This window comes from Paenibacillus sp. GXUN7292, assembly GCF_050864975.1.
Taxonomy (GTDB): domain Bacteria; phylum Bacillota; class Bacilli; order Paenibacillales; family Paenibacillaceae; genus Pristimantibacillus.
Map to the genome: position 1 here is coordinate 57976 of NZ_JBOZWO010000010.1, position 13742 is coordinate 71717.

Consider the following 13742-nt stretch of genomic DNA (forward strand, 5'->3'; position numbering starts at 1 on the left):
GTATCTAGTTGTAATGAATTTCTCTATATTTTGCGAAACACGCAAAACTAACTGCAGTTTTTCCCCTTAGAATCACAAAACCGCCAAATTTCTTAAAACTAAGTACAGGAAATGTAGTTAGCCATAGCGCGCGAGTGCAAAGTTAGTTTAGTGCGTGAGTGCTCGGTTCACAAAATAGAGTTTATCATTGCTGCAAAGTAATTGTTGAGGTTTTCGATAGATTGATTTTATGTTTATAGTCGTACCGTTAACGATGGAGTCGATTTCATCAGGCTATGAAAAAGGTCAGCTATGGCGTTCACAGCTAATAAGCTTTCACAGCTAATAAGGTTGCTCAGACTCATTGCCAATCAATAATGATGCGATAGTACACCAATTTTTTCGGTGTTGTTTCCATTCAGGTTGGTTTAATTAAAATCATGGGGCTATATGTCGAGCATATGATCTAGCATACGTCGAGCATGTATCGAGCATGTGTCGAGCGGATTCAACACTTTATGACAGCATTTGCCGTCCTTTGTTTTTATGTTAAAATAATTATTAGATAACAAAAATAAAAAATAGAGGTGCACAGACATGAATGATACATTGGCTAAAGCATTAAACGATCAGATGAATTTTGAATTTTATTCCGCGCATGTGTATCTTGCCATGGCTGCGTATTGCTCAGCGGATAGCCTTGACGGCTTTGCCAACTTCTTTATTGTACAGGCAGAGGAAGAAAGATTTCATGCAATGAAGATATATAAGTTTTTGAATGATCGCGGCCGCAGAGCAACGCTGCAGGCATTGGGAGAGCCGAATAATGAATACAGCTCCGTGCTGGATGCTTTTGAGCAAGGCTATGCTCATGAGCAAACGAATACGGCCCGCTTTTACCAATTGTCTGACCTTGCCATGAACGATCGCGAGCACGCGACGATTAACTTCTTAAAATGGTTTATTGACGAGCAGGTTGAAGAAGAAGCTTTGTTTGACAGCATTATTAACAAGCTGAAGCGGATTGACAAAGACAGCAACGCCTTTTATATGCTGGACAGTGAATTTGCTGGCCGTTCCTTCTCGCCAGAAGCGGAGTAAGCGATATGATACAATTTGCAAGCAAGCAGGATGCAGATGCGGTTATGCCGCTGCTGCTGGCTGCAATAGGCAATATTGCATATACGCTGTCAGGCACCGAGGATTCCGAGGAAGTATATCGCACGCTTAAGCAATTTTATTTGCTGGAGGATAACCGGTTAAGCTACAAGCATGTGCTTGTAAGCAAGGAGGATGGCCGGGTTGCAGGCATGCTGCTTTGTTATGCTGGGGATCAGGCAGCTTTGCTGGATCAACCGATCGCTCATTATTTAGATAAGATCGGAGCCAGTGAGCAGAAGGAAGCTCTCGTGACGGAGGCGCTGCCAGGTGATTTCTATCTGGACTCAATAGCAGTTGACCGTAATATGCAAGGTCGCGGCATTGCCAAGGAGCTGATGGCTGCATTCGAACAGATCGGCTACCAGCAGCAATTCGACAGGCTGTCGTTAATAGTTGAGCCGGCAAATGATCGAGCATATGAGCTTTATAAAAAACAAGGCTATCAAGAAGATGGTACAATGCAAGTGAGCGGGAAATCTTATATTCGAATGATAAAGCCTTTAACATAAAGCCGGAAGGCAAAGGCATAGTCTGCATGCACAGGCTATGCCTTTTTGAATGTATATTTTTGAATGAATATTTGAATGTATAAAAATAAGATTTATGATAAGCTAGTTCAATAATTCTCCGGTAAATGCGCCATTTCAAAGGACGTCGAAGCCGTTTATCCTTGCTGGTTTATTTCTGTCTGCACAATATTAACATTTGATAGACAGATAGATTTGGTTAGTGATAGTATTAAAGAATGAGAGATAATAGATGGGAGAACAGGAAAAATATGAAAAGAAACATTGTTGTAAGGGTTCTAAGCTCAACGGTTATTTTAGGAATGCTCTTATTGCCAACTTCCTCTCTTGCTGCTGCGGACGCTGCAGCTGCCAGCACAAGCCGATCTTCGTCCGTATCTACAGCTCCGGCAGTTAATAATTTTGCTTTAAATTTAGTGGTCGATGGCAATCAGCAGAAGCTTAGTGCTCCCATCATTAAGGAAAACGGTGTTACCTATGCACCTATCAAAGAGCTTTCCGACGCATTAAAACTTACATATAGCATAGTAGATTCGACCCAAACAGTCATTACGAAAAAAGGAAACATAACTACGAGCTTCAAGCTTGGCCAGAAGGAAGCGCTCGTTAACGGCAAAAAAGTGAAGCTGGATGGAGCTGCTTTTAAGAAAAATAATGTGCTATATACTCCGATTCGAGCATTAGCAGAAATCTATTATGCCGAGGTATCCTGGAACAGCGCTAAAAATGCTATTACAATTATAACTGCAGAATATGCTATAGAGCAGGAACCGCAGGACTGGGAAGAGGTGCAGCAGAGCCGTCCCAAGCTGAGTGCCAAGGAAATTGCCGATATTTACGACGAGAGCGTCGTGATGATTATGACGAATAACAGCCAGGGAAGCGGCGTCGTTATTGATAGCAATTTGATCGTTACCAACTATCATGTAATGAAGGATGTTTCTACAGCTACAGCATACAGCATTTATGGAGATGAGTATAAAATTAAAGGCGTTGTAGCATCTGATAAAAAGGCAGACCTTGCTATTTTGCTGACTGAGGATAGTGATATGGATTTAATGCCGGCAGAGCTTGCATATGGCTTTAATATGAATAAGGGCGACAAGGTGTTTGCGCTTGGCAGTCCGCTAGGTGTACAGAATACGATATCTGAAGGGCTTGTAAGCAATGTTTTTTACGAGGATGGAGCACGCTTGATTCAAATGAGTGCACCAATTGATCATGGAAGCTCAGGCGGCGCATTGTTTGATGAGTATGGCGAGGTCGTGGGCATAACATCATCCGGCTACCCAAATACACAAGCTGATTTGAATTTTGCAGTGTCAGGCTATCATGCTATTGTACTTTATCTGGGCATAACAGAAAATGATTTGAAAAAAGCGGCGTATTTGAAGCATACCTTGCCAGCTTCGCTGGAAGGCAAGCCTTTATCTGAGCTGGAAGCGATTTTGAAGGAACACTACGCTTCCGTCAATACTTCTCATGGCACAGCCAAGTTTTCCAATTGGCAGGCACAGCGTGATCATGAAGGCTGGATCGTATTGACAGCTGATATTGATCCATTGTTTTATTTATACTATGGAAGTGCAGCTAAGGAAGAGCTTAAACTATGGTCGATCCAACTGGGACATGAGCTTCATCGCATGCTGCCAAAGGATACCATTCAGATGAAGATCTACTTCGAGCGCAGCTACGGTTTCAAACCGCGCGGCCTTGCTGATCAGGAAGTTGCTTCACAGAGCAATGAAACGTGGAAAGTTCGTTATTCGGTTATAGACATGCAGCTTAAGGATCAAATGTATATTCAGATGAGGTAGCAAACATAAGGGGTGCTTAATTCGATGAAAGGGCGAATGAGGCGCCTCTTCTTTTTTGTCCTATAATTCGGTACAATGTAATGATATGAAAGTAATTATATACAAGGATTAGTGAGGGCAATAACTATGAAGGTTGTTTTATCAACATTGAATGCTAAGTTTATTCATACCTCGTTGGCGCTTCGCTGTTTGAAGGCTTACAGCGACCATCAATTCAATATAGAAATAGCCGAGTATACGATAAAGGATCCTGCGATGAATATCGTTTCCGATTTATTTTCCCGCAATCCTGATGTGATCGGCTTCTCTTGCTATATATGGAATATTGAAGAGACGATAACCGTCATTAATATGCTGCGTAAAATCAAGCCGGAGATAAAAATTATTTTGGGCGGCCCTGAAGTAAGCTATGATACGGAATATTGGATGGAACGATTGCCAGAGGTTGATTTTATTATCATTGGCGAGGGCGAAGAAACATTAAATCATTTGCTTACCGAAATTGAAGGCGACAATAAGTATCATATGGTATTCGGCATCGCTTATCGCAAGCAGCTGGAGCATCAGGCTGAGATTTATATTACACCTCCAAGGCCGAAGCTGAATTTGAATGATTTGCCATCGCCGTATCGCTTTAAAGAGGATTTGGAAAATTTGGGAAGCAGAGTTGTTTATTTTGAAACGAGCCGCGGCTGTCCGTTCAGCTGTCAATTTTGCCTTTCCAGCATCGAGGTTGGCGTACGTTATTTTGATATAGAAAGAACGAAGGCCGATCTGTTGTATTTGATTGAAAATGGCGCGAAGCTTATTAAGTTTGTGGATAGAACGTTTAACATTAAGCGCGACTATGCGCTCGAAATGTTTAAATTTTTAATTGAAAATCATCAAGGCTGTGTATTTCAGTTTGAGATTACGGCAGATATTATGCGGCCAGAGGTGCTTGATTATTTGGCAGAGCATGCTCCTCCGGGCATTTTCCGTTTTGAAATAGGTGTTCAATCGACGAATGACCCTACCAATCTGGCTGTACAGAGAAGGCAAAATTGGAACAAGCTGGTGCGTACGGTTACAAAGGTAAGAGATTCGGGGAAAATCGATCAGCATTTGGATCTAATCGCCGGCTTGCCTCTTGAGAACTACGATACGTTCCGCGGCACGTTCAACGATGTGTTTGCCCTTCGCCCTGAGGAGCTGCAGCTTGGCTTTTTAAAAATGCTGCGCGGTACGGGGCTGCGCAAAGACGCAGACAAGTGGGGCTATGTGTACATGGATCAAGCGCCCTATGAAATGCTTGGCAATGACTTAATGCCGTTTAGCGATATCGTTCGTATAAAACGGGTTGAGGACGTGCTGGAGAAATATTGGAACGCACATCGGATGGATCATACGCTTCACTATTTAGTCAACCAAGTATTCGATTCTCCTTTTGACTTCTTCCAGCTGTTCGGCGATTACTGGGAGAGCCAGGGGTGGCAAAAAATCGGCCACCAGCTGGAAGATTTATTCTCTCGTCTATGGCTGTTTTTGCAAACCTTGCCGCAAGAGACTGATGGGCTTGCAGCAATTAATGAGGAAACCCCTATGTTTGCGCCTGAACGTTTGCTGCCGCAGGCGGCAGCACGCTTTGATGCGGATGCGGCGCTGGGCCTCATGCAGCTGGATTATTTCTTGAACCACAAGTATAAGCCGCGCAAAGCTTGGTGGTCATATGTAATGGAGAAGTCGCAGTGGAGCCAATATATGAAGGAGCTTGCACAATTCCCTGAGCAGGTATCTCCTGAGTTTGCCGGCTTGCAGTTGAATGAAAAGCAGCTTCACAAGCATGCAGTCATTGAAAGAATGCCATTTGATTTATCGGCTTTGCTGGAGCGGGGCGAAATTGATAAACAGAAAAATACGCTGCTGATCGTATTGTACGCGCTGGAACAGGAAGGCAAGCCTTCATATTTTATGAAGATGCTTGAGCCGGCAGCTGTTTAATGAAAGAAAAAGGCTGCTGATTCATGATGGATAACCTCAAACATGATGGTAGCAGCCTGTCCTTTACAAAAGTGTGCTGGTCAACGGCTCAATGTATATGAAATTTCATACACATCACGCTGAAATGCCCCAAAAAACACAATTGTATATGAAAATTCATACAGAATCGGTCTGCGTCACCTCCAAACGGCTCAATGTATATGAAATTTCATACACATCACGCTGAAATGCCCCGAAAAACACAATTGTATATGAAAATTCATATACAATTGGTCGGCACCACCTCAAAATAGCAATAGCGGATCGTGTGTCCAGATAGTTGTTAACTTCAAATTCAGTGGGGCTCAGCGAACGTTTGTTAGTATTTGTCGGTCACTCGTTCCGCTATTTGCCCTTAAAAACACTATTTTTGTTGTTTCGCGGACACTGGTTCCGTTATCGGCCCTTTTTCCGCCCATTTCTAGGTAGTTTTCGTGCAATAGCGGAACGTGTGTCACTTTTAATGAGCATATGAGGGGATTTCGGCGCAATAGCGGATCGTCTGTCCAGATAGTTGTCGACTTCAAACACTGATGGGGGCTCAGCTAACGTTTGCGTTTATTTGGCGGTCACTCGTTCCGCTATTTACCCTAAACACTATTTTTGTTGTTACGCGGACACTGGTTCCGTTATTGGTCCTTTTTCCGTCCATTTTACTATGCAAACTTTGAACTAGCTCACGTTAGCGCGTAATGCGCTAACGTGTTTTTGTTTGCAGGCAATGGCTCATTAATTTGTCCAATTGGCTGTTATATATTTATATTGCAACTACTTTACGTCAGGAATAATACTTCGCAGTACAGTCATATGACCATCCAGCTCATATTGCCCAAGCGTAGCCGGCAGCAGGAAGCAATCTCCAGCTTTGGCTGCAATAACTCCGTCTGGCCAGCGCAGCAGCCCGCTACCCTCGGCTACGATTAGGATGACACAGCTTGAAGCATGGGTCGATAAAGTCCAAGCCGCCTCGACAACACCTTTATCTACGGAAAAGTAAGGGGAAGCTGCAATGGTCAGCCAATTATTCGGCTGGGCAGCAGCCGTCTTCATGCGAGCCGCTCCCGCACCATTGTAGGCGATAACATTGAGCGAGTCTTCAATATGCAGCTCGCGCAGCTGTCCGTCAAGCCCCGGGCGATTGTAGTCGTAAAGGCGGTATGTTGTGTCCGAATTTTGTTGAATTTCAGCTACTACGACACCCGAGCAAAGTGCATGTACCGTGCCTGCCGGGATATAAAATGCATCACCAGCCTCAACTGGCACGATGTTCATCACATCGGTTATGCTTCCGTTGGCAATTGCTTGCTCCAATGCGGCGCGGTCTATACTTTCCTTTAGGCCATATATGATGCGGGCGCCTGGCTTGGCGTCCAGCACATACCACATTTCTGTTTTGCCAAGCTCGCCTGCTGGCAATTGCTCATAGTGATCATTCGGATGTACTTGGATAGATAGATCATCATTGCAATCGAGCAGCTTGATGAGCAGAGGGAAGCGGCCGTTTTTTTCTGAAAAGCCGCTGCTGCCAAACCATTCCTTGCCGTAGGCTTCGCGAATTTGATCCAGTCCTTGGCCTGCGAGCGGTCCGTTGGCTACGGTAGTAATACCGTTAGGGTGGTCGCTGATCATCCAGCCTTCGCCAATAGCGCCGTCTGGCAGCTCCAGCCCAAAACGCTCCAGTGCTCTTCCGCCCCATATTCTTTCTTTCATTACAGCTTTAAATTGCAGAGGATAAGGTTTAATCGTCATGGAAATTCGCTCCTTTTACATAATTAAGTAGTAAGTTGAATTAGTTCAATCATTAAGAAAATTAGCTGCAAGCTAGCTCGTATTCCACCAAGCTATGCGTTGCGTCGTTCAATTGCAATTAGATAAGGGGAATTGGCCCGCTGCAGCTGGCGATAAATGACAGCCTGCGCTTGATCGGTAGGCAGTGCAGCAGCCCAGCTTTCAACCGCCTGCGCTTCCTCCAGTCCGCCTTCATGGCCGGGGTAAAGCATGCATGTAATAATGCCGCCGCGGCGCAGCAGCTGCAGAGAAGCTTGTAGCGCAGCAATCGTGCTTGCAGGCTCGGTAATGACGGTTTCATTGCCGCCAGGCAAATAGCCTAAATTAAACATGACAGCGGCAATTTTGCCATGCTCTATATGAGGAATATAATCAGCCATGCTGGAATGGCTGTCAAGCACAAGCTTCGGGCGGGCAATGTGCTGCTGCTCAATAAAAGGCTCCAGCCGTTTGGCTGTGCGATCGAGCGCCTCCTGTTGAATATCGAACGCATAAACCGTGCCGTTTGCGCCGACAAGCTGCGCGAGCGCGAGTGTATCTACTCCGCCGCCTGCGGTAGCGTCAATTACAATATCACCTGAACCTGCGCGCTCTGCAATCCATTTCTGCGCAGTGCTGAGTACAGATAAAAAGCCCATTGCAAGTCTCCTTTAATTCGTGCTATACGTTTATGTTTGCGCAGGCGGTGCCCACAGCTTGCCTTGCCAAGTATCGCGCCGCTTCAGTTCAGCGTCTATGCTGTTGAGCACTTCCCATTTTTTCATGCTCCACATCGGGCCGATCAGCAAATCTCGAGGCGCATCGCCAGTCAAGCGGTGCACAATCATGTGTGGCGGCAAAATTTCAAGCGTGTCAATAATGAGCTTAATGTACTCATCCTGCTCCAGAAAGCGCAGCAAGCCTGCTTCGTACTGGCGCACCATAGGCGTCTTGCGCATAAGATGTAGCAAGTGAATTTTAATGCCCTGCACATCCATCTGCGCCACCGCGCGTCCTGTTTCGAGCATCATGTCATGCGTCTCTTGCGGCAAGCCGTAAATAATATGCGTGCATACGCGTATGTTACGCTCTCGCAGACGCCGCACAGCGTCCTCATAGCTAGCTGTATCATGGGCGCGATTAATTAAAACAGAAGTCGATTCGTGGATCGTTTGCAGCCCCATCTCTATCCATAGGTAGGTACGTTCATTCAGCTCGGTCAAATAATCAACGACATCGTCAGGCAGGCAATCAGGGCGCGTAGCAATTGACAAGCCGACTACTCCGGGCTGATCGAGAATGACTTCAAAATATTCACGCAGTTCCTCAACGGGAGCATACGTATTGGTATAGGCCTGAAAATAGCCGATATATTGAGCATTAGGCCATTTTTGATGCTGCCTGTCGCGTATCGTATTGAACTGAGTGACCAGATCATCCCGTCTGCTGCCGGCAAAATCGCCTGAGCCTCGAGCGCTGCAAAACGTACAGCCGCCTTTGGCGATGGAGCCGTCCCGATTCGGGCAGGTAAATCCGGCATCGAGCATGACCTTGAATATTTTTTGGCCGAATTGCTCGCGCATTTCGTAGTTCCATGTATGAAATCTTTTATCTCCCCACAGGCTTGGCTGCATAGGAGCGTCCAAATTAATCATGAGGCAGTAGATTCACCTTTCTATAATCACTTCCAACCTAATATATTTTAACGAAAATTATGTATAAATGCTATTGGAAACGTGGTGTTGCAGCGGCGAAATTATTTTTTGAATCGGCAGGCAAATTGAAAACCCTTACATCATATGCTATAATATCAGTATATTAATGCAATATTAGTTCTCGCAGCTCTCTCCAATTACTAGTCGCGAATTCCAATCTATATATGAATGAATGGATGAGGTGATGCTCTATGGGTAATTACGTTAAGGTGCCTAATGGCGAGGAACAAATAACAATCCAGCTCACGAAGAAGGAGCTTATGGCGTTAACTGGTGTCAGGTTTCAAGAGGATCGCTCGATCGAGCGCTCTGCACGCAAGAAGCTGCAGATGGCCATTGAAGACATTTCCAGGCATGCTGCAGAATCATGATTTACGTATGGAAAGCTTTTGATATAAGATTTATGTAGCGAGTCGCTGCCATGTGCAGCGGCTCTTTTTGAAATTATAAAGGTTAAAATTAACTTTACAAAAGATACGTAGTTAGGCACAATGAAAAGAACTAGAATAGTTATACGAAAGCCATTATAATGAATGCTTAAGTGTTATCTTAATTGGAGGAATAAAACAGTATGCGTTTAAGAGGTAGAAAAGGTATAGTCGAAAGTCTGGAAAGTCAACCGGAACTAGTCGTGCTCGACGGCAGTGCGTACAAAGGAAGATGGCGCGAGTTTTTCGGCAACGACAATCCGATTTATGTAGAGCTTGGCATGGGCAAAGGCAGATTTATTGCACAAATGAGCGTAAATCATCCGGATATTAATTTTATCGGTGTAGATATATACGATGAGCTGCTTCGCCGCGCAAGCGAAAAGGCCCGTACTTTACGCGAGGAGGCTGGCATTTCTGAAGCTCGAAATCTAGCGCTGCTGCGTGCTAATATTGAACATATCGAAACGATGTTCGAGCCCGGTGAACTGGAGCGCATTCATTTGAACTTTAGCGATCCTTGGCCAAAGAGCAAGCATGCAAGACGCAGGCTGACGCATCAAAACTTTTTGAAAAAATATATACAAATTCTTAATGATCGTGGAGAAATCCATTTCAAAACCGATTCGATGTCTTTGTTTGAGTTTTCACTTAACTCGTTTACTGATTTGGAGCTTGTGCTGCGAAATATTTCTTTGCATCTGCATAAAGACGGTCCGCGAGAGGATCTTGTTTTTACAGAATACGAAATGAAATTTATGGAGCAAGGCATGCCGATTTACCGTCTGGAGGCTGTAATCGGGGCAGAAGCGCTGCGCAAGCACCGCGAGGAAAAGGACAAGCACTGACCTTTGTAACAATTAAAAAAAGCAAAGCACATCTGGTTAGCTGTGGGAAAGGCAGCCATTGCCGTGCCATAATCAAAGGAGATAATGCGATGAATGAACAAAAAGGTAAGCCTACTCCTCAGATTGATGCTTATTTGCAAAGAATTGGTTATTCGGGTCCATTAGACGGAAGTGAAACGACTTTATTTGCGCTTCAAGATTGCCATCTTCATACGGTGCCATACGAGAATCTGGATATTTTGGATGGCGTTCCGCTTTCCCTTGAAATTTCGGACTTATATGACAAAATCGTTGTGCGCAGACGCGGGGGCTACTGCTTTGAGCTGAACGCCTTATTCGGCTGGCTGCTTCGAGAGCTTGGCTATAAGGTAACGGATTTGTTCGCCCGTTTTTGGCGGGACGAGCCGAATACGCCGCCGAAGCGCCGTCATCATGTCATTATGGTGGAATTGAATGATGAAAAGTACTTATGCGATGTAGGCGTAGGTGGCATTGTTCCCCGAACGCCAGTGTTAATGGAGGAGCTAAAAGAATGCCAGCAAGGAGATGAATGCTATCGTTTGGAGCGGGACGCATACTTTGGCTGGGTATTGTGCGAGCTGAAGCACGGGCAGTGGAGCCGCATCTATTCTTTTACCGAAGAGCCTCAATTAGCGAAGGACTATTATATGGCATCTTATTGGTGTGAGCATGCGCCAGATTCCATCTTTACCCAGGTTAAAATGGCAGCTGTACGAACCAGGGAAGGACGCAATACGATCGCCGGCGATCAATTTCGAATTTTCACCGACCAAGGTGTTGACACGTTTACGCCAAGCACGGAAGAAGAGTATAAGGATGCGCTTCGCACTTATTTTGGCATTATCAAATAAATAGCAATCGGTTTTATATCGCCTATGAGCAGCCTGGATCGGTCAGAGCAGCTCATAGGCTTTTTATTGTCGCGGAGCTTTAGGAAATAGCGATAATGTTGATTAATAGAAATGATTGTTCAAAAGCAAGCTGCTACATTCAGCTTATTGTGCAAGGAGTAATAGTCGTTTAACTGGGAAATAGTAGGGGTATATAGGTAAGAAGGAGTGATTTTATGACTAATTCGCAAGCTCAACAGCCCCAATTTCCGCCGCAGCATCAAAACCAGCAGCCCGGCATTGAGGCGCAAATGAATCCGCTGCCTGTCTACGAATCTGCAAGCTACAAAGCTGCAGGGAAGCTTTCAGGCAAAGTAGCGATTATTACTGGAGGAGACAGCGGCATAGGGCGCGCTGTCGCCATTGCTTACGCCAAGGAGGGTGCATCGCTATGCATTGTTTATTTGAACGAGCATGAGGATGCCAAACAGACGGAGGCAGCGATTGTCCAGCTTGGAGGGCAATGCTTATTGCTCGCCGGCGATGTGGGCGATCAGGCCTTTTGCAATCAAGCTATAAAGCAGGCCGTCGACAGGTTCGGCAAGCTGGATATTGTAGTCAATAACGCTGCAGAGCAGCATGTTCAGCAAAAGCTGGAGGATATAACAGCTGCGCAATTAACGAAAACTTTTCAAACAAATGTATTTGCGATGTTCTTTTTGACTCAAGCTGCTTTGCCGCATTTGAAGCAAGGGGCTGCTATTATTAATACAGCTTCTATAACTGCTTACCGGGGCAGTCCAACGTTAATTGATTATTCCTCTACGAAGGGTGCTGTAGTATCCTTTACTAGAGCGCTGGCAGCAAATTTGGCCGGAGCCGGCATCAGAGTAAACGGAGTGGCGCCTGGTCCGATCTGGACACCGCTTATTCCTGCCTCCTTCGACGCGCAGGCTGTCACTACTTTTGGGTCCGATACGCCGATGAAGCGGGCAGGACAGCCGCATGAGCTGGCTGCAGCCTATGTGTATTTAGGTTGTGACGACTCCAGCTTCGTGTCGGGTCAAGTGATGCATATTAATGGTGGGGAAGTTGTAAATGGTTAATTCATCCGTGGCTTTGTAAAAGAAATTACAACCGAAAAAAGCTCTGTTCGTAAAAAGTGCTGGAAAGCAGCTTTTATGCGACAGAGCTTTTTTATATAAGTTTTGTACGTTTGCCTTTTTTATCATGCATCAATAAACGCCTAAATCGTTTTTTAATCGCGCGATAAGCGTTTCTTTCCCCTCAATCCCCATCCAATACCTGTTCATTATATTTAACAGCTGCTTGCTTTCATCCTGCTTTAAATGCAAGTCGGATAAAGAAGCAAACGTATGGCTGATTTGCCGGTACAGTTCAAACTGCTGCGGCCGGTAGGCTCGTTCCTCGCCCTCCCACTCTGCGGCCTGCATATGCGCGGGAATGCTATAGGTACGCTGACGTACATGGAGCATAGCCTCGTAAGAGGCCATAAAACTAATAAAAGCTTTGGCTGCTTCCTTCTGTTTGGACTTGCGGTTTGCTGCAAATCCAATCGAGAGGAGCAAGGTGCGCGGCGTGTGAACATAGGGCAGCGGAGCGATATCAAACGGGAAATCAATATGCTGCATCTTATTTAAGTTAAAATAGGTCGTCATCATAATGGATACCTTCTGTTCAGCGAACAGCTGCTCCACATTTATATCATTTTCAGACATCAGCAGATTAGAGAACAGATTATGGCGATGAATCAAATCGTAGCAGGTCTGAATGCTGTCTATAACGGCAGAATCTGAGAAATCTGCTCTCTCGCTCTTGTCATTCTGGAAATTTATGCCGCTTTGCAGTAAAAAGATAGGCCATCTGTTGTTTGTAGCAGGATAAAAGTAAAAGGCCAGCTTGGCAGGGTCCTTCTTTTCGAGTGCATGAATAAACACCATAAATTGCTCCCAAGTCCAATCGTGAGAAGGCTCAGGCATCAGCTGTTCCTGCAGCTGTTTTTTGTTATAGCATAATATGACAGGTGAAAAGATGAACGGCTGAGCATAAAGCTGATTGTTTTGCTGGAACAGGGAAGGCAAGTAGGGATAGATGCTTGAAGCTGCTGATATTGGCTCAAAGATTTCACCCAGATTATCATGTTGTTCGGCATATTGTTGAAAATTGATTTGGTTAATAGCGAGTACGTCTACTATTTCATTTTTCAAGTAATAGCCAGTAGTATCATAATAATTCTCATATTGAAGCGGTATAGTTTGCACGCGAATATGCGGGTATTTGATTTGAAAGAGCTCGATTAAGCTTGTAAAATCAGCGTCACTGTTTAATGAAGGGTAGTAGCCTAGCGTGATCGTTGTTACGGCATGCTCAGTACGTTCCTTGACACGGATGCCAACTCGGGGCAGTCTTTCTATTAATGATTCCTCGACTAGCTGATCCAGTCCTTTTTGGACAGAATTGACACTTAAAAAGTACTGCTTGCCTAGCTGCTGGATGGATGGGAGAAAATCGCCGCCTTGCCATTTTCCTGTAACGATTTCAGTGCGCAGCGAATGAACCATTTCTTCCAAACGATCGTGAAATGTAGTACGGCTGGGTTTAGATTGCAA

General features: G+C 45.0%; 12 protein-coding genes. 8 read left to right on the top strand and 4 right to left on the bottom strand.

Annotated elements, in window-relative coordinates:
- Positions 1 to 576 precede the first annotated feature (576 nt).
- The 4 genes from ACRRU2_RS10830 (at position 577) to ACRRU2_RS10845 (ending at position 5464) form a co-directional block, all read left to right on the top strand.
- A complete protein-coding gene (locus tag ACRRU2_RS10830) occupies positions 577 to 1080 on the top strand; it encodes a ferritin (protein ID WP_331697225.1) in 504 nt (167 codons plus the stop codon).
- A 5-nt stretch (positions 1081 to 1085) separates the two neighbouring features.
- On the top strand, positions 1086 to 1649 hold the full coding sequence (locus ACRRU2_RS10835) for a GNAT family N-acetyltransferase (protein ID WP_331697224.1): 564 nt from the start codon (positions 1086 to 1088) through the stop codon (positions 1647 to 1649).
- Between the two features lie 269 nt (positions 1650 to 1918).
- Positions 1919 to 3484 (top strand): trypsin-like peptidase domain-containing protein, encoded by a 1566-nt coding sequence (locus ACRRU2_RS10840; protein ID WP_432501486.1) that lies wholly within the window; start codon positions 1919 to 1921, stop codon positions 3482 to 3484.
- Between the two features lie 126 nt (positions 3485 to 3610).
- On the top strand, positions 3611 to 5464 hold the full coding sequence (locus tag ACRRU2_RS10845) for a B12-binding domain-containing radical SAM protein (protein WP_432501488.1): 1854 nt from the start codon (positions 3611 to 3613) through the stop codon (positions 5462 to 5464).
- Between the two features lie 807 nt (positions 5465 to 6271).
- Here ACRRU2_RS10845 and ACRRU2_RS10850 read toward each other — a convergent pair.
- The 3 genes from ACRRU2_RS10850 to ACRRU2_RS10860 all read right to left on the bottom strand — a co-directional run bounded on the left by ACRRU2_RS10850 (position 6272) and on the right by ACRRU2_RS10860 (position 8925).
- Entirely contained in the window at positions 6272 to 7252 is a 981-nt protein-coding gene (locus ACRRU2_RS10850) for a type I phosphomannose isomerase catalytic subunit (RefSeq protein ID WP_432501490.1), read from the bottom strand.
- Positions 7253 to 7344: 92 nt separating this feature from the next.
- Entirely contained in the window at positions 7345 to 7929 is a 585-nt protein-coding gene (locus ACRRU2_RS10855; protein WP_432501492.1) for a class I SAM-dependent methyltransferase, read from the bottom strand.
- Positions 7930 to 7959: 30 nt separating this feature from the next.
- Positions 7960 to 8925: a TIGR01212 family radical SAM protein gene (locus ACRRU2_RS10860; RefSeq protein WP_432501493.1), complete on the bottom strand. Its 966-nt coding sequence runs from the start codon at positions 8923 to 8925 to the stop codon at positions 7960 to 7962.
- 251 nt (positions 8926 to 9176) lie between these two features.
- Between ACRRU2_RS10860 and ACRRU2_RS10865 the strand changes: the two genes are divergently transcribed.
- The 4 genes from ACRRU2_RS10865 (at position 9177) to ACRRU2_RS10880 (ending at position 12218) form a co-directional block, all read left to right on the top strand.
- On the top strand, positions 9177 to 9356 hold the full coding sequence (locus tag ACRRU2_RS10865; protein ID WP_432501495.1) for a hypothetical protein: 180 nt from the start codon (positions 9177 to 9179) through the stop codon (positions 9354 to 9356).
- Positions 9357 to 9556: 200 nt separating this feature from the next.
- The gene (trmB, locus tag ACRRU2_RS10870) at positions 9557 to 10261 is read left to right on the top strand and encodes a tRNA (guanosine(46)-N7)-methyltransferase TrmB (protein ID WP_331697217.1); all 705 of its coding nucleotides are present in this window, start codon (positions 9557 to 9559) and stop codon (positions 10259 to 10261) included.
- Positions 10262 to 10350: 89 nt separating this feature from the next.
- Positions 10351 to 11133, top strand: a complete 783-nt coding sequence (locus tag ACRRU2_RS10875; RefSeq protein WP_432501497.1) for an arylamine N-acetyltransferase family protein — start codon at positions 10351 to 10353, stop codon at positions 11131 to 11133.
- Between the two features lie 215 nt (positions 11134 to 11348).
- Positions 11349 to 12218, top strand: coding sequence for an SDR family oxidoreductase (locus tag ACRRU2_RS10880; protein WP_432501500.1), 870 nt, complete (start codon positions 11349 to 11351; stop codon positions 12216 to 12218).
- A 129-nt stretch (positions 12219 to 12347) separates the two neighbouring features.
- On the opposite strand, the gene ACRRU2_RS10885 is transcribed toward ACRRU2_RS10880, so the two are convergent.
- Positions 12348 to 13742, bottom strand: coding sequence for an extracellular solute-binding protein (locus ACRRU2_RS10885; protein ID WP_432501503.1), 1395 nt, complete (start codon positions 13740 to 13742; stop codon positions 12348 to 12350).

Bases quoted from the DNA above. Each gene is read 5' to 3' on its own strand.
- ACRRU2_RS10830 (WP_331697225.1), top strand. From the start codon at position 577: ATGAATGATACATTGGCTAAAGCATTAAACGATCAGATGAATTTTGAA.
- ACRRU2_RS10835 (WP_331697224.1), top strand. From the start codon at position 1,086: ATGATACAATTTGCAAGCAAGCAGGATGCAGATGCGGTTATGCCGCTG.
- ACRRU2_RS10840 (WP_432501486.1), top strand. From the start codon at position 1,919: ATGAAAAGAAACATTGTTGTAAGGGTTCTAAGCTCAACGGTTATTTTA.
- ACRRU2_RS10845 (WP_432501488.1), top strand. From the start codon at position 3,611: ATGAAGGTTGTTTTATCAACATTGAATGCTAAGTTTATTCATACCTCG.
- ACRRU2_RS10850 (WP_432501490.1), bottom strand. From the start codon at position 7,252: ATGACGATTAAACCTTATCCTCTGCAATTTAAAGCTGTAATGAAAGAA.
- ACRRU2_RS10855 (WP_432501492.1), bottom strand. From the start codon at position 7,929: ATGGGCTTTTTATCTGTACTCAGCACTGCGCAGAAATGGATTGCAGAG.
- ACRRU2_RS10860 (WP_432501493.1), bottom strand. From the start codon at position 8,925: ATGATTAATTTGGACGCTCCTATGCAGCCAAGCCTGTGGGGAGATAAA.
- ACRRU2_RS10865 (WP_432501495.1), top strand. From the start codon at position 9,177: ATGGGTAATTACGTTAAGGTGCCTAATGGCGAGGAACAAATAACAATC.
- trmB (WP_331697217.1), top strand. From the start codon at position 9,557: ATGCGTTTAAGAGGTAGAAAAGGTATAGTCGAAAGTCTGGAAAGTCAA.
- ACRRU2_RS10875 (WP_432501497.1), top strand. From the start codon at position 10,351: ATGAATGAACAAAAAGGTAAGCCTACTCCTCAGATTGATGCTTATTTG.
- ACRRU2_RS10880 (WP_432501500.1), top strand. From the start codon at position 11,349: ATGACTAATTCGCAAGCTCAACAGCCCCAATTTCCGCCGCAGCATCAA.